The organism is Desulfosporosinus fructosivorans (genome assembly GCF_004766045.1).
Classification (GTDB): domain Bacteria; phylum Bacillota; class Desulfitobacteriia; order Desulfitobacteriales; family Desulfitobacteriaceae; genus Desulfosporosinus; species Desulfosporosinus fructosivorans.
Window position 1 is genome coordinate 172,666 of sequence record NZ_SPQQ01000008.1, and the last position, 15,335, is coordinate 188,000.

At 39.6% G+C, this 15,335-nt stretch carries 14 protein-coding genes; 9 read left to right on the forward strand and 5 right to left on the reverse strand.

Features of this window, described 5'->3' with window-relative positions:
- Positions 1-126 precede the first annotated feature (126 nt).
- Positions 127-3,012 carry an FAD-binding and (Fe-S)-binding domain-containing protein gene (locus E4K67_RS20755; RefSeq protein WP_135550200.1) on the reverse strand — a complete coding sequence of 962 codons (2,886 nt, stop codon included), beginning with the start codon at positions 3,010-3,012 and terminating at the stop codon, positions 127-129.
- A gap of 262 nt (positions 3,013-3,274) precedes the next feature.
- Between E4K67_RS20755 and E4K67_RS20760 the strand changes: the two genes are divergently transcribed.
- Together E4K67_RS20760 and E4K67_RS20765 are read left to right on the forward strand one after the other, a co-directional pair.
- Positions 3,275-3,637: a hypothetical protein gene (locus tag E4K67_RS20760; RefSeq protein ID WP_135550202.1), complete on the forward strand. Its 363-nt coding sequence runs from the start codon at positions 3,275-3,277 to the stop codon at positions 3,635-3,637.
- A complete protein-coding gene (locus tag E4K67_RS20765; protein ID WP_158408535.1) occupies positions 3,630-4,241 on the forward strand; it encodes a DedA family protein in 612 nt (203 codons plus the stop codon). The genes E4K67_RS20760 and E4K67_RS20765 overlap by 8 nt, the downstream gene beginning before the upstream one ends.
- Positions 4,242-4,443: 202 nt before the next feature.
- On the opposite strand, the gene E4K67_RS20770 is transcribed toward E4K67_RS20765, so the two are convergent.
- Together E4K67_RS20770 and E4K67_RS20775 are read right to left on the reverse strand one after the other, a co-directional pair.
- Positions 4,444-4,878 (reverse strand): hypothetical protein, encoded by a 435-nt coding sequence (locus tag E4K67_RS20770; RefSeq protein WP_135550206.1) that lies wholly within the window; start codon positions 4,876-4,878, stop codon positions 4,444-4,446.
- Between the two features lie 97 nt (positions 4,879-4,975).
- Positions 4,976-7,093, reverse strand: coding sequence for an RNA degradosome polyphosphate kinase (locus tag E4K67_RS20775; protein ID WP_135550208.1), 2,118 nt, complete (start codon positions 7,091-7,093; stop codon positions 4,976-4,978).
- 176 nt (positions 7,094-7,269) lie between these two features.
- Here E4K67_RS20775 and ppx point away from each other — a divergent pair, with 176 nt between their 5' ends.
- Positions 7,270-8,769 carry an exopolyphosphatase gene (gene ppx / locus E4K67_RS20780; protein WP_135550210.1) on the forward strand — a complete coding sequence of 500 codons (1,500 nt, stop codon included), beginning with the start codon at positions 7,270-7,272 and terminating at the stop codon, positions 8,767-8,769.
- A gap of 164 nt (positions 8,770-8,933) precedes the next feature.
- The gene (locus E4K67_RS20785) at positions 8,934-9,683 is read left to right on the forward strand and encodes an N-acetylmuramoyl-L-alanine amidase (RefSeq protein ID WP_135550212.1); all 750 of its coding nucleotides are present in this window, start codon (positions 8,934-8,936) and stop codon (positions 9,681-9,683) included.
- Positions 9,684-9,797: 114 nt separating this feature from the next.
- Here E4K67_RS20785 and E4K67_RS20790 read toward each other — a convergent pair whose 3' ends face one another.
- Both E4K67_RS20790 and E4K67_RS20795 read right to left on the reverse strand, forming a co-directional pair.
- Entirely contained in the window at positions 9,798-10,955 is a 1,158-nt protein-coding gene (locus E4K67_RS20790) for a UxaA family hydrolase (protein ID WP_135550214.1), read from the reverse strand.
- Positions 10,956-11,129: 174 nt separating this feature from the next.
- Positions 11,130-11,417 carry a UxaA family hydrolase gene (locus tag E4K67_RS20795; protein ID WP_135550216.1) on the reverse strand — a complete coding sequence of 96 codons (288 nt, stop codon included), beginning with the start codon at positions 11,415-11,417 and terminating at the stop codon, positions 11,130-11,132.
- 134 nt (positions 11,418-11,551) lie between these two features.
- On the opposite strand from E4K67_RS20795, the gene E4K67_RS20800 reads away from it, so the two are divergent.
- The 5 genes from E4K67_RS20800 to E4K67_RS20820 all read left to right on the forward strand — a co-directional run bounded on the left by E4K67_RS20800 (position 11,552) and on the right by E4K67_RS20820 (position 15,273).
- Positions 11,552-11,953: a PaaI family thioesterase gene (locus E4K67_RS20800; protein WP_135550218.1), complete on the forward strand. Its 402-nt coding sequence runs from the start codon at positions 11,552-11,554 to the stop codon at positions 11,951-11,953.
- On the forward strand, positions 11,950-12,648 hold the full coding sequence (locus E4K67_RS20805; RefSeq protein WP_199242610.1) for an N-formylglutamate amidohydrolase: 699 nt from the start codon (positions 11,950-11,952) through the stop codon (positions 12,646-12,648). The genes E4K67_RS20800 and E4K67_RS20805 overlap by 4 nt, the downstream gene beginning before the upstream one ends.
- Positions 12,649-12,791: 143 nt before the next feature.
- A complete protein-coding gene (locus E4K67_RS20810) occupies positions 12,792-13,241 on the forward strand; it encodes a metal-dependent transcriptional regulator (protein ID WP_135550222.1) in 450 nt (149 codons plus the stop codon).
- Positions 13,242-13,425: 184 nt separating this feature from the next.
- Complete coding sequence (locus E4K67_RS20815) at positions 13,426-14,019, forward strand: hypothetical protein (RefSeq protein ID WP_243454566.1); 594 nt, start codon at positions 13,426-13,428, stop codon at positions 14,017-14,019.
- A gap of 156 nt (positions 14,020-14,175) precedes the next feature.
- The gene (locus E4K67_RS20820) at positions 14,176-15,273 is read left to right on the forward strand and encodes a GGDEF domain-containing protein (RefSeq protein ID WP_135550224.1); all 1,098 of its coding nucleotides are present in this window, start codon (positions 14,176-14,178) and stop codon (positions 15,271-15,273) included.
- The last annotated feature ends 62 nt before the right edge of the window (positions 15,274-15,335 follow it).

A 15,335-nucleotide genomic window follows, 5' to 3' on the forward strand; every position in this document is an offset into this window, starting at 1 on the left:
CCATTTTTTGTGGACATACTTATGCTTGGGATGCATTTGGCCACTTAAAAAGTGACCGACATTGTCGGTCACTTTTCCTACCGCGGTATTTAAAGTGTAAGATCCTCCTTTCTGATGGTTTTAATCTCACACTCTCGGTTTTGTGCATTTATCCACCAAGTATACAATGGACTGATAGCTAATTCCGCTATGAAGAGAAAGTCCGATTTCACACGTACGACTGTTTGAGTACCCTGCGTGACAGTCTTTTGGGAGAGACTCTTTGAGCGTAGCTAAAGCCGAACTATTTAATTCAGGAACTGTAAATCCACGGTCTCCAGCAAAGCCGCAACATTGGATATCCTTCGGCATTATAACAGTTTCCGCACACGCGTGAGCTACATTGTAAAACTTATTTTTTAAGTTCATTTTAATTGAACTACAGGTAACGTGAACGGCGACCGTTTCAGGCAGCTGGGTGAATGTGAGACGATCTAGTAAAAAGTCGTGAATAAATTCGACGGGTTCATAAAGCTTGAGAGAATGCATAACCCGTTTCATTCGATATAAACAGGGGCTTGTATCGCACAAAATTGGGTACTTGCCTCCTTCACTGGCTGCGAACAGAACCTTTTCTAGCTCAGCGCTTTTTTTATCGGCTGTCTCGAAAAAGCCTTTGCTTTCCCAAGGCATACCACAACAAAGTCCATTCATAGTTGGAGGTATGATCACTTCATAACCTGCCTTGGCCAAAACCGAAAGCAGAGCATCACTTACAGCTCTCTGATCCAGATCATTTTTGGCTGCCCCCATTGAACGGGTAATACAGCTTGGAAAATAAACTACTTTTAAAGGAGTTGAATCTTTCGCAGGAGTTGCCGTTATAACTTTCTGTGGCAATTGCTTGAGAGCTGGAACTTTTCCGCTTTTTGGCATCCATGGGTTCCAGAGCGGGATAGCATCTCTGGAGATTTTTCTGGCCCCAAGTGTGAGTCGTTCCATCATAGGCGTGCCTACTACAGCGTGTACTCCATTGACCGCTCCTAATCCAAAACGCAGAAACCCCGTCACTCCGGTCATATGATTCGCGATACTTTCAGCAATCCAACGGGTAGTCGATGTAACCGATTCGGACCGCAAGAATTTAACATAATCTCCTGTGTTTAATCCCAAAGGACAGGTGGTAGCGCATAATCCATCGACAGCACACGTTTGGTTACCGGGATATTCAAAGTCTTTTTCTAGACGGGATAGACGTTCTGGATCTTCCTTCGTGCGACGTAATTCTCGAATCTCCCGTTGAACCACAATTCGTTGTCGTGGAGTCAACGTGAGGTTTTTGGAGGTGCAAATAGCTTGGCAGAAACCACAGTTCGTACAGGTATCAATTAGTTGATGAGCTTGAGGCATATTCTTTAAGTTTTCTAGATAAACATGAGGGTTGTCGTTGATGATGACGCCTGGATTCAAGAGGTTTTCTGGATCGAACGTGGCCTTAAGTCGTTTCATCAAAACATAGGCTTTTTTACCCCATTCCATTTCAACGAAGGGCGCCATATTGCGGCCTGTTCCATGCTCTGCTTTTAAGGACCCACCAAAGCGTGTCACGACCAGCTCGGTTACATCCAGCGTTAACCGTTCGTAACGCTGTAAATTCTCCGGACGGCTAAAGTCTTGGGTGAAAATAAAATGAAGATTCCCATCTAGGGCATGACCGTAAATGATGGCGTCAGGATAGGAATATTTATCCAAAAGTTCTCTGAGCGCTATTGTCGCTTCAGCTAAATGTTCTTTAGGAAAGGCAACATCTTCGATAACAACCCCAGTTCCCAAGACCCGTATTGCTCCTACGGCAGGGAAAATTCCTTTGCGAATGTTCCAAAGGTTCTCGTACTCTGCCTTTACCGAGGTAAAACTTAAGGGAAGTATGGTAGGGATATCTTTAAGAAGCTCTTCCACCTGTTTAATTTTTTGTGCTAGAGATTCGGGATCCACACCCCGAACCTCGACAAGCAGAGCAGTGGCGGTGGGGGAGAGAGTTCTTAAATACTCAGGCATCCCGGGTTTTTCTTCCATTGTTTTCAACGAGATTCTATCCATTAATTCAGCAGCAGAGACAGTTTCCCTATCAAGGTGCTGAACGGCTAAGCAAGCTTGTTCCATATCTGGATAGAGAATCAATGCTGAAGCCTTATAGGCGTGCTCGATCACGGTATGATACGTAATCTCTGAGATAAAGCCCAAAGTTCCCTCTGATCCGATCATAAGGTGTTTTATAATGTTAATGGGGTCTTCAAAATCCACAAAGGCATTGACACCATATCCTGTCGTATTCTTGATTTTATATTTATGACGTATCATCGCAGTCAGTTCTGAATCAGCGACAATCTCATCTCTGATGTCCTTTATCTCCTGAACTAACGCTGCATGATTTTTGAGGAAATTCACACAAGATGTGGGGTTCCCTGTATCCAGCAACGTACCATCACCAAAGATGATTTTCATCTCAGCAACAGTTTGGTAACTGTTATCGGCGGTTCCGCAACACATACCACTCGCATTGTTAGCGGCAATCCCCCCAATCATAGCGTGATCGATGGATGCTGGGTCTGGTCCAATTTTGCGAGCATACTCCGTTAAAAATCGATTTGCTTCAGCCCCAATAATTCCTGGTTCTAAGGCAATCTTTTCTCCGTTCTCCAGAACCGAATGACCTCGCCAAGCTCCCTGTAATACCACAAGGACAGAGTCCGTCACGGCTTGTCCGGAAAGACTTGTCCCAGCAGTCCGAAAGGTTACAGGAATTTTGTACTCTTGAGAAGTTTTTAAAACTTGAGTTATCTCGTCAGGGGTGCGAGCCTTTAGGACAATTTTTGGAATCATGCGATAAAAGCTGGCATCAATTCCATAGGCTAAGGTGTGCAAAGGGTCACAAAAGAGACGGTTACTCGGGATAATGTGAGCTACTCGATCCCAAAAGGCTTGAAACGATTTTGGTAGCTTGGCAAGGTCTTGGTTAAGATCTTGGCTCATCAAAAAACTCCCTTTCTATGTGGAAAATTGTTATGGAAATCATTAAATCCTTTAATTTAAAGCAATTCCCTTTTTCAAGTCGATATCTTATACTATACATTTTATACTATATTCAATAAATTGTCTGTAAAAACTTCAAATTATCCTTGTAACAAGGACAAGAGGGTAGGAGGATGTCTTGTTTAAGGATGATATAGGTGGTATCCTTTTATGAAGTATCTAAAACTGCACATTATGAAGGAAGCCTGAAAGAGGGAAAAGTATGAGCAAGAAGCTAAAAGTTGCTTTATCAATATTAATAATAACCATATTAGTCATCGCCACTGTAAAGCAGTCAATAAGGCTGCATAACAGTATAAATAGAGTTCAATTTCCGACGCAACAAAGCAGACAACTCAGCAAATCCGGAATTTATAACTGGATGACGGTGGGGGAATTGACTGAAAAATTTGGGACAAAGGAAGAAAAGGTGTTTGAACTCTTGGGGATTACCCCACAACCTGAGGATTACAATCTAAGCATTCTCGCGCTTAGAAAAAAATACAACATAACCTCTGAGGAAATGTTAAAAGGCTTGAAGAACGTTATTAATCATTCTAGCCAGAATGGTGGCAAGCATGATTGATATGCTTGCTTTAACAATAGAGACTTTTAGACAATATAGTATAATCTTCTTGGCTGTGTTAATAATGCTCCAAGGAATAGGGATCCCAACAGGGCTAAGTGTTTTAATAATGGCGTCAGGAGCTTTTGCATCGGCAGGTGAATTTGACATTTTCCTGCTTTTTGGTGAGGTTTGGCTTCTAACATTACTTGGTGATAGCGTTGGCTACTGGACTTGGCGGCAATTCGGACGGTTTATCTTAAGAACCTTTCCTAGACTGCAAAAATCTTTAGATCCAAAGCTTCGAAAGACGGGCATCTTCTTTAGCAAGAACGGGAAGGTTGCAATTATAATTACAAGATTTCCACTTTCTGCGTTAGGGGCTTTAGTAAATGCAATTGCAGGAATAACAAAGTACAGATTTATCGATTTCGTCCTCACTGTAGTGATCGGCGAGTTTTTCTGGGTTGCATTTTATTTAGGGGTAGGGTACTGGTTTGGTGACGCATGGGAGACTATAAGTGATTTGATAACCCAGTTCGGAATGCTAGTTGGATTGATAATTCTTTTGCTGATGGTACTATATTTTTCGTACAGGTTGCTTTCAAAAAAGAGATCTTCTTAACATTGTGAACTCCTTGCGGTTACAACATAAAGGGGGCGTAACAAAACTTGGGAAATTTTCTGAGTGGTGGTGCGCTATCCCCCAAAAAGAGGATTATACACCTATGAAATGGTGAATAATCCTCGAAAATAACGGCAATTCTCGAACAAAAAGGGTCTGCAACAAACTGGAAAACAAGTTTAGTTACAGACCCTTTTGTATATTATTTATCTAATTTTTTGCTTTTACACTTGCATTCAGAAATGTCTACTGTTTTATCTTTGCATTTGCACTTAACCTTATTTCTCTTTTTACCCTTTTTTTTCTTCTTTTTATTAACAAGTTCGTATAGCACAGTTTGAAGGTTGACAAACTGTGTCTCTAATTCTGAAATCTTTTGCTCAAGAGTTTTTACGTCTGGACAAACTTTGTCTCCTTCAATCGATGAGACATCAGGTGCGACAACAGCTGCGGCCTCAGGTACGACTTCGGGTGAGAGTTCGGGTGCCTCTTCAGGAATGACTTCAGATATGATTTCTGTTTCGACTTTAATTACAGGTACTATTGTATTTCCACTTTCAGATACAGTTACAGGTAACGGTGCAACTTCTAAGGTTAGATCACGCTTATCTACACGAGGAACAGTTTTTCTTACCATTAATTGAACCCTCCAATAATTGTATTTTCGATATGTATGTAAGTATAGAAAAACTTAAATTATATTTATTCTAAGTATATAGCAATTCTCAACAATATCAAGAATCAATATCTTTAACAGAGATAATAGGTACGAAGTTTGCACGAACTTCATATGGAGTGGTTTCAGATAACTTAGGAGCCAGAAAGATTTCTTGACTATTGATGGAATCCTTTCCTCTTTTATCAATTTTACTGTATGTGCCGTCTAAATTGAGAACCCTTGATTTAGAGGTATCGAGTAAGGCTAAGTCTAAGACATTCCTAACCTTTGTTCGAGCAGCAGGATCCTCGATAGGAAATAAAAGTTCAACTCTTTTGTCCAAATTACGTCTCATTAAATCGGCACTGGCCAGGAATATCAATTCCTCACCATCTCCATAGAAATAATATATTCGGCTATGTTCGAGAAATCTCCCGACGATGCTCCTTACCGTAATATGCTCGCTTATGAAGGGTATTTTAGGCCTCAGGCAGCATATCCCACGAACAATTAGTTCGATAGTAACTCCGGCAGAGGAAGCATTATAAAGTGCCTTTATAATTTCTGTATCGACTAAAGAATTTAGCTTGGCAATTATCTTAGCTTTTTTGCCTGCCTTCGCGTATTCGGTTTCCTTGTGGATTAGATCCAAAAATTTATTGCGAAGGTTCATTGGAGCTAGTGTCATTTTGTAAAGCGCTGAGGGGCTGGAACAGCCCGATAACGTATTGAAGATTGCGGAGGCATCCGCGCCAAAATAGGGGTTAGCAGTCAATAAACCTAAATCTGTATATAATTTTGCTGTAACGTCATTATAATTCCCGGTTCCAAGATGCACGTATCTCTTAATTAAACCATCCTCGCGTCGAACGATTAATAATATTTTGCAGTGAGCTTTTAATCCAACAAGTCCATAAATCACGTGGCAGCCTGCAGTCTCCAGTTTTTTAGCCCAGGTGATATTATTTTGCTCATCAAAGCGTGCTTGTAGTTCTAATAGAACGGTTACTTGTTTACCGTTGTCAGCAGCCTGAGCTAAGGCCTCTATAATAGGGGAGTTGCCGCTTACTCTATAAAGTGTTTGCTTAATAGCAAGAACATTTGGATCTTCAGCAGCAGTTTTAACGAGGTTGACAATCATATCAAAGGAATCATAGGGATGATGGAGTAAAATGTCCTGTTTAGAAATTGATTGGAATATATCGTCTTCGTCTAAAAGGGTAGGATGAATGTTTGGTTTGATGGGGTCATAACGTAGTGAGTCATAGCCTTTTAGCCCACTTAATTTCATTAAAAAGGTTAAATCAATGGGTCCACTAATTTTGTATTCTGCTTCTGCAGAAATCTCCAATTCTTCTTCTAATATCTGGAGAAGCAAGGGATTGATACCATGTTCGATTTCTAGACGAATTGCACTACCCCACTTTCTTTGCTTTAGGGATAACTCAACTGCAGTTAGGAGATCTTCCGATTCATCTTCAGAAACATCTAAAAAAGCATCTCTAGTAATACGATAGCACCCAGTTGCAATGACTGTGTGATTATCAAATAGAGTTGACAGATTCAATTTGATAATTTCTTCTAATAAGATAAAGGATTTATGACGTTCTGAGGAAGGAATCTCAACTAATCTATTTAATACTGAAGGAACTTGTATTGTGCCAAATAAAAGGTTTTCGGGATTAGTGATATCTCCTAATAATAATGAAATGTTGAGTGTTTTGTTTAGAATTAAGGGGAAGGGTTGATTTTTATTAACAACCATTGGGGTGAGTACCGGAAAAACGTTATTTGCATAATAGTCCCGCAGAAAATTGAGTTGAAAATTGTTTAACTCCTTAATCTTTATAAAGTGGATATCTGCTTTTTTTAGAGATTTTTTCAAGGAACGATTGAAACAGTTATACATATCGAAGACTTGTCTATGGGTTCTAGCTGATATTCGTTCAATTTGTTCCGTAGGTGTGAGGCCAGAAGGGTCAATTTTTACATAGTTTGCTTCGACATTACCTTGTAATGACGCTACTCGAATCATAAAAAATTCGTCCAAATTAGAACCTACAATGGACAGAAATTTTAACCGTTCAAAAAGTGGATTATTTGTATCTTGAGCCTCTTCCAAAACGCGTTCATTAAATTCTAACCAGCTAAGTTCTCTATTCAAAAAATGCAAGGTAGAAAAAGCAGGATTCATAAATGCTCTTATCCTTTCTTATAGCCACTCAACTACATTCGCGTCTTTATCATTTATTGGCTCTTTAAGATATCATTAATGTATAAAATTTGAAACATCCTTGAAACTAAGTCGAAATACATATAATATTAGACAGATATTTAGTTTATTATATTATATCTTAGGGAGAAATAAAAATGAAGAATGTTGGAGTTATAGATATTGGATCTAATTCAATAAGACTGGTCGTCATAGAAATTGGTAAGAAGAACTATTTTCGAGTCATTGATGAGGTAAAGGAAACTGTCAAATTAGGCATGGATATGACTGCGGATGGTAGACTCGATCCTATCCGGATGGAAAAAGCTATTCAAACACTAACTAATTTCAAATCGTTATGTGAAGGTTTAGGAGAATGCAACATTTTCCCAGTTGCAACAGAGGCTGTCCGGCGTGCGAGTAATCAACGAGAATTTCTTGAGAAGGTTAAATCAACGTTAAATATGGAAATACGGGTTTTAACGGGAGCACAAGAAGCATACTATGATTATTTCGGTGTGATTAATAGCCTTGACTTTTCCAATGGTTTAATCATGGATATTGGCGGAGCTAGTACGGAGCTTGTCTGGGTAAAGAATAAGAAAAAAAAGGAAGCCATTAGCCTTCCTTTTGGAGCTATAAATATTTCCGCTCAATTTAACCTGACGGAAAAAATGACAAGTAATACAGAGAAAGCGTTAAATAAATATTTAATGGACCAGTTTAAAAAGGTAGCATGGCTTGAAGAGGCAAAGAATTTACCCCTTATAGGAGTAGGAGGAACCATCCGAAATATTGGAAAGATTTCAAGGAAGACAAATAACTATCCCATAGATCGTTCTCATAATTACCAAATGGATTCTTCGGAAATACTAAAGATCTATGATTCTATAAAATATAAAAATACTGAGCAAAGAAGAAAGGTAAAGGGCCTTTCCAAGGAAAGGTGCGATATGTTTGTAGGGGCTTTCTCAGCGGTTACAGTCTTGATGAAATATTGTAACAACCCAAAAATGATTGTAAGTGGTAGTGGCCTCAGGGAAGGGTTGATCTATGAAATCCTGCGTGGAGAACAGGTGATCAAATATGTGCTACAGACTTCTCTCGATAATGTTATCAAAACATTACATATAGATAAGACTCATGCCCATCATGTATGGAAGTTAGCAGAGAACTTGTATACACAGCTGAAACCTCTCCATAAGATTAATGGAAATTCATATAAAATATTGAAAACAGCTGCAATGTTAAATGATTGTGGTAAAACTATTAACTTCTATAACTATCACAAACATAACTTTTACATGATCACGAACACCCCAATATACGGCTTATCCCATAAAGAATTGATTATGGCGGCCTATACCATGATGCTTAGTGTAAAGGAGAATTTCGATATTGATAATTCTCCCTATGTAACGTTATTAAATGAAGAAGATAAATATATAATTCAAAGGCTCGGAATTGTTTTAAGATTAGCAGAGTGTTTTGATCGAAAAAGGAATGGGAATATTACTAAGATCGAATGTAAACTTAAGGCAGATCGGTTGAGCATACATTTATTGTCGAAGGGGACAACTGAAGGGGAACGAAAAGAGGTTGAGGGGTGTGGGGCCTACTTTACAAAAGTTTTCGGTAAAACGTTGCAATTTGAGTAAGGGTGATTCTATTCCATGGAAAGTGAGATTAAGCTACTAGAGGCTATGTGCCAATGGTGGCTTTTTTTTGCTCTTGTTCTATAGTAAGTAGGTTAGCGGTGGCAATGATTTGGGGAGTGACCATATGAGTTTAAATACATATTATGGTAGAAAGGAGTGGGCAAATGGACAAACCAACTATAAAATGGATAGGATCGCCAAACTTCAGTAGTCCTAAGGGTTATAAGATATTTGCAATAGTTAACCATATTATGAGCGGAACTCTAATAGGTACTGACGCATGGTTTACCAATCCAGCTAGTAAAGTTAGTTCACACTTTGGAGTAGGCAAGAAGGGCGAAATTCATCAATACGTTGACTTGGCTAACCATGCTTGGGCAAATGGTGTTATAAATATACCTAGTTGGTCACTACTGCAAAACGGAGTTAACCCAAATTATTACACCGTTTCAATTGAACACGAAGGAGAGAGTGGCGATGTAATGCCTGAAGCGCAGTACCAAGCTACACTTGCCTTACATCGCTGGCTAATCGAAACATTGGAGATACCTGTAACCAGAGATAATATTATCGGCCATTATCGGATTGATTCAGTAAATAAAATTAATTGTCCAGGAACGGGTTTTCCTTGGGATAGATTATTTAAGGATTTGCAAGGAGGAAGCGACGTGTTAGAAGTGGCTGTGTTGTTGTTTACGAAGGAGGACTATTGGGCTGGAGCAGATGTTTCAGCTAAGAATGGTTATTGCGCGATATTTATTCGGCCAGCGGATCAATCAGTTCCTGTCGATGCCATGAATGCCAATAAACTTATCGTAGTTGGCGGATCAACGACTAAACATCCAAACGAAGTTTTACTATCAGGCAATAACAAGTATGATACTGCGGCAGCTGTGGCCAAGTACCTGGGGTAAGAATAATTGAAATAGATGACCTATATCTAACTTAAATAACCACAGCTTGCTCAAGCCGTGGTTGTTTATAGTTAGATATCCTAGTCGACCATGGACGGGACTTTGATCTGATAATTAAAATGTTGGAGCAATCTTATATATCCCAAACTCTTGGTGACCTAAGATTTCAGCTTTGGATTTTCGTCCATTAGCCACGTGGATGATTTCGTTAAAAATACGCTGGCCGACCTGTTCGATTGTTTCTTGACCGGTAATGATGCTTGAAGCATCGATATCCATATTATCTTCCATCATTTTGAACGTCCGCTCATTGGCAGTTATCTTAATCACTGGGGCAATCGGAGAACCTGTTGGAGTTCCGCGTCCAGTGGTAAAGATGACGACAGTTGCGCCACTGGCGAGCATTCCAGAGACGGAATCGACATCCTGCCCAGGTGAATCCATTATGTAAAGTCCCTTCTCACCTGGTATTTCCCCATATTTTAGTACACCCTGAATTAATGCATGGCCTGCTTTATAGATACATCCTAAGGATTTTTCCTCAATGGAACTGATCCCCCCAGCAATGTTGCCAGGCGTCGGTTGTCCATCACGAAGGTCAAAGTTGGAGAACTTGGCTCGTTCTTCGCAGTCACGCACAATTTTGAACAGTTTCTCTGCTACTTCTGGTGATTTTGCCCGGCGAGCAAGGATATGTTCTGCCCCGATGAATTCTGTGGTTTCAGACAACATGACGTTGCCTCCAGCAGCTTCTAATAGGTCAGCTGCAATTCCTGCAGCAGGATTAGACGCCAGTCCTGAGGTGAAATCAGACCCCCCGCATTCTATGGCCAAGCTCAGTTCACTAATGTTGATTTTTTCAGGTTGAAGATGGTCGACCTGTCGGGTCAATTCGACTATTTTGCGTACTCCCTCAGCGGTGGCTCTTAACGTGCCACCGACTTCTTGAATAACAACTACCTCGACTGGTTTGCCAGTTGCTCCGATTTCAGCGACAACCTGATGAATGGGGACCCCTTCACATCCCAGTCCGACGACGAGAACCGCCCCAACATTGGGGTTTTTACCTAGGTTAATCAAAGTTCGTAAGGTTTGCTCGTAGTCAGCGCCTATTTGGCAACAACCGTGTTGGTTCGCTAGCGCTACTGTGCCGGGAACTTGTTGAGAGATATGGAAAGCGACGGTACTCGAACAGACCGAGGTTGGGATAATCAAAGTATGATTGCGAATGCCCACCTTGCCATCAGGCCGGCGGTATCCTAAAAATTCCATGTCTAGTCCTCCTCTTAGGTAAGTTAGGAGCTTTGGATGCAGGATCAGGTATGCTTTTTCAATCGAATCGCGAAACTCCTTACTTTTGGTGGGAAGGGTAAACCTATACTCAACTTCGGAGTAGGGGTAGATTCCCCGCCAAAGTCTCGACGTTCAACTTTATTTAAAATGAGTTCACTTGTTAGATCGGCCCCTTTGGCTTTCCATATTATGAACATGAACATGTTGACCAGCCAAAATTAGCGTGGTTGATATGCCAATGCTCTCGGCATATTTAAGAATGTTTGCTGAAGGCGAAATATCACAAATGGCAAACTTATGGCCGAGGGGAATGTCTTGAAGTAACTGAAGGGATTGTTCAGACCCACCGATGAAAAAGTGTATCAGAGTACCTGAAGCAAAGTCATCAACTACGGTGGCGACGTTGTCCTGGGGGCTAATAACGACGGCTTGTTTTTTCAAAGTGGTACCTCCTTGAAATATAATATAATTTAAAGCTTATGATATAATCTAAGCAATTCTCATTCAAGAGTATTAGTTCTTGTTTTAGTCAGGATAAGAGCCGTGCTTAGAAGAAAGCGGGTTTAAGAGGAATTATGGACGATAAACTAGTTAAACTTCTTAAGAACGATCGATTTGCTGCTTTTATTGGCATAGAGCTTGTCAAAATGGAGCCTGGATACGCTGTAGCACAAATGGAAATTATGGAGAACCACTTAAATGGAGTGAATTTGATTCAAGGGGGAGCCATCTTTACATTAGCAGATTTCGCTTTTGCTGCCGCAGCTAATGCAAGTGGTCATGTGACTGTAGGAATCAACGCTAATATTGCCTATTTTAAAGCATCTAAAGGAAAAACATTAATTGCTGAAGCAAAGGAAGTAGCGGATTCTCAGAAAATCGCTCACTATAATGTAGATGTGTTCAATGAAAATGAGGATTATATTGCCAAAGTAACCTTCATCGGCTATAAAAAGAACAGGGGGTCATCACTTTGAGCAAACCAGAAGATATTCTAGTAGAGTTCACACGATCTCGTATTAATGAGGAAGCAGTGAATATTGAAAAGGTGCATTTTTACAAGACGGACAAGAGAGTTAACCCCAAGCAGGAAGAACCCTTTTGGTTTGCCCAAGGGAAGTTGCCTGTTTTGGTGTCGGCCCCGCATGCGGTAAGGCACTATAGACATAAGAGGATTAAGATGTCTGATCAATTCACTGGTTCTATAGTATACCTATTAAACCAACTAACAGATTGTCATTGCATCGCAGCAACTAAGCTTTATGGTGGGGATCCTAACTTTGACGATCCCTGCATATATAAAGAAAGAATCGCTGAGATCTGTGCTAGACAAAAAGTGAAGTTTATTCTAGATATCCATGGAGCAGCCCGTGACCGCGAATTCGATGTGGATCTTGGTACGAATGGCGGAAAAACCCTTTTAGAGAAGATCAGGATGCTTGAAGTGATCGAGCGGAACCTTCGGAGCTTCGGGTTAAGCAGAATCTCCCATGATCATTTCGCCGCTTCAGGGCCTAATACTATGGCTAATTATATAGCACGCGAATTGGGAATTCCAGCTGTTCAAATAGAGATCAACAAACAATATAGGGTGCCGGCGCAAAATCCCCAGGGGTTTCATCGCTTACTAGGAGCTTTAGTGGCAAGTGTTAAAGAATTAGCTGGTGAGTGAACTCGTACGATTGAAAGAGTGTCTACAGATGAAGGAAAGTGGATCTTGACATAGAACTGATTTTGGTATACTTTATATATAAAATGAAAGTTAGATAGATAAAACATATTCTACATATTCTACATATTAGGCAGGTGATACAGGTGACAAATACAATAGAGTTAACTTCTGCTTTGGAAGATTACCTTGAAGTAATTTTAGAGTTAGGTGATACTGAAACAGGAATCAGGGTAACTGATGTTGCAGCTAAGTTGAATATTGCCAAATCTACTGTTACTATCACACTTAATAAGTTGAAGATGCTAGGGATGGTGACTCAAGAAAGCTACGGTCCTATCGTACTGACTCGCGCTGGTAAGGCGTATGCTGTAGAAGTAAGAAAACGCCACAGGATACTGAGGGAATTCTTAGTAGAAGTGCTTGGGGTTGATTATCAGACAGCAGAGAAAGATGCCTGTTTGATGGAACATGTTGTTAGTCCGATCACCATGAATAAAATTACAGAATTCATTGCTGAGAATCGTGGGTCGGAATTTGACTCCAAGAATACTTATCCACAGACAAGAAGCTTGACAACTCAACGCTGGAAGTAATCTAGTGGGGGCAATTGAAGTCAGATAGACTAAGACATTGAGCGGAAAATTTTACTCAGATGTTAGAGTGATCTAACATCTGATGTTCGTCACTAGGAAAAAGTGACGAAAAAATTTACCTATCATTGAGAATGGTTATCGCTTAAACAGAGCGTATTGGGCTAAAAGAAAGGATGTTTTTAATATGATTAGAGCTGTAACAAAAAGAGTTAAGGAAGCGGGTGCTAAAGTAGAGATAAAAGAGGTAAATCAGGCTTCACAGGAAGATGATTTAAAGGTACATAAACCGTTCGTCTTGATTGGTTCCAGCAATTCTTCCGATTCGGAAAGAGTCTGTGCTGATTCTCAGGAGACTCTGACAATCAGCAGTAAGGGAATATCCGTTTTACTGGAGCTTGTACAGTGCACTTATTTGCCTGTCAGCCGCTTTATTATGAGTAGCAGTATAGAGAAAGAAGCCAAATTCGTGTCGCTTGCTCCTGTGTATATCGATGCTCTCGATAACAGCATGGAAACAGTGAAGGAGATCGGAATTATTTTAAAAGAGCTTGAGAAAAAGCGGCTGATCACTCTGGATTATGATATCCCCTTGCAGGACTATGACTACAAACAGCATACAAATTCGGTTATATTTGCATATTTTACAGAAAGTGTCAATGAGGGGAAGCGAAATCCAAGCTTTCTTTGTGATACAGCAAATATTGAACTTGGTAGTATGGCGCTTACCGAGTTGGGAGAGCGTGTCTCGTGCAGATTAGGCAAGATCGCTGCTTGCTAATAAAGTAACCTAAACATTTGTTAACCCATACAATGGACGCGATGTACTATTTTGGGCATGCGGTAAACATAAAGGTTGCCCTATTTCTTTTTCGCATATATGAACAGAAGAGAATATTTGTAAATGAGCATTTTTTAATTAGAGAGAGGGGCTATCATGAATAATATTCATGATTTTCGTTCAAGAGTGATTTATGAGTTTTACCTCGGTCTTCAGATTATGAGCATTTTTGGCATCCTTCTGTTTTATAAATACCTGTTTCAAAATGAGCTCAAATACTCTTTGGTTTTTATAATTGTATATACGTCATTTGTTATTTTCAAAGTGGCTCAGTTCGTATACAAGGTATATTTAAAGGGAGAAGAGGATTTTCAGCCGTTCATTTGGAGCGTTTTTCTAGATGGGATTTTCCTTTGCTTTTTCTTGTATTTAGCACATGATTATTTTTATATACTTTCAGATTTATTTTATATCTATCTCGTGATACTGAGTATGATGTTTAATCATAAGCTTCCAATGGCTTGTAGTTCCTTTATAGCGATATGCTATATTATCTTGGTAATCATTCAAGATAATATGGCATTAGCTTCCCTAGCTGTAATTATCAAGGTCTTATTGTTTTATTTATTAGGACATATTATGACTACTATAATTAATGCTATTAATATACTTGAAAGCAGAACGTGCTATATGTATGATGATTTGGAACAAAAGAATCATTTACTCAGCGAAATGGTCACTAAGGATTTCTTGACCAATCTGTATAATCACAAGACCTTTTACAAGTATTATAAAGAACTTATTCTTCGTTCATGTCAGTCTAAAACTGCATTCAGTCTTGCAATCTTGGATATTGATGACTTTAAGAAAATAAATGATACATACGGTCATTTAGCAGGAGATAAAATCTTACAAGAAATTTCGTCCTTAATTCAAGTTAATATTAGAATGACGGACGTTGCTGCCAGATATGGTGGAGAAGAATTTGCTATCTTATTTCCAGATACTTCGGCGCAAGACAGTGCTGTTATATGTGAAAGGATTAGAAATATTATTGAAACTCATGTTTTAAATATCGACAATCACTCTATTACTATAACCATCAGTGGCGGAGTTGCCGGAGGTATTTGCACAGACCCGTATTACCGACAGAATAAACTCTTTGAATTTGTTGATCAACTATTATACAAGGCGAAATCAGAAGGGAAAAATCGGGTTTTATATTCTCATGAGCTAATTATTATTACAGAATAATTAAGGCAAGCTAAATTGATCAATTTTCTTCTAGTGACTCGATCAATGAATATAGAAGCTAT

Excerpts from the sequence above, each read along its gene's own strand:
- ppx (WP_135550210.1), top strand. The coding sequence starts at position 7,270 with ATGAAGAATGTTGGAGTTATAGATATTGGATCTAATTCAATAAGACTG.
- E4K67_RS20765 (WP_158408535.1), top strand. The coding sequence starts at position 3,630 with ATGATTGATATGCTTGCTTTAACAATAGAGACTTTTAGACAATATAGT.
- E4K67_RS20820 (WP_135550224.1), top strand. The coding sequence starts at position 14,176 with ATGAATAATATTCATGATTTTCGTTCAAGAGTGATTTATGAGTTTTAC.
- E4K67_RS20800 (WP_135550218.1), top strand. The coding sequence starts at position 11,552 with ATGGACGATAAACTAGTTAAACTTCTTAAGAACGATCGATTTGCTGCT.
- E4K67_RS20770 (WP_135550206.1), bottom strand. The coding sequence starts at position 4,878 with ATGGTAAGAAAAACTGTTCCTCGTGTAGATAAGCGTGATCTAACCTTA.
- E4K67_RS20775 (WP_135550208.1), bottom strand. The coding sequence starts at position 7,093 with ATGAATCCTGCTTTTTCTACCTTGCATTTTTTGAATAGAGAACTTAGC.
- E4K67_RS20790 (WP_135550214.1), bottom strand. The coding sequence starts at position 10,955 with ATGGAATTTTTAGGATACCGCCGGCCTGATGGCAAGGTGGGCATTCGC.
- E4K67_RS20785 (WP_135550212.1), top strand. The coding sequence starts at position 8,934 with ATGGACAAACCAACTATAAAATGGATAGGATCGCCAAACTTCAGTAGT.
- E4K67_RS20755 (WP_135550200.1), bottom strand. The coding sequence starts at position 3,012 with ATGAGCCAAGATCTTAACCAAGACCTTGCCAAGCTACCAAAATCGTTT.
- E4K67_RS20815 (WP_243454566.1), top strand. The coding sequence starts at position 13,426 with ATGATTAGAGCTGTAACAAAAAGAGTTAAGGAAGCGGGTGCTAAAGTA.
- E4K67_RS20760 (WP_135550202.1), top strand. The coding sequence starts at position 3,275 with ATGAGCAAGAAGCTAAAAGTTGCTTTATCAATATTAATAATAACCATA.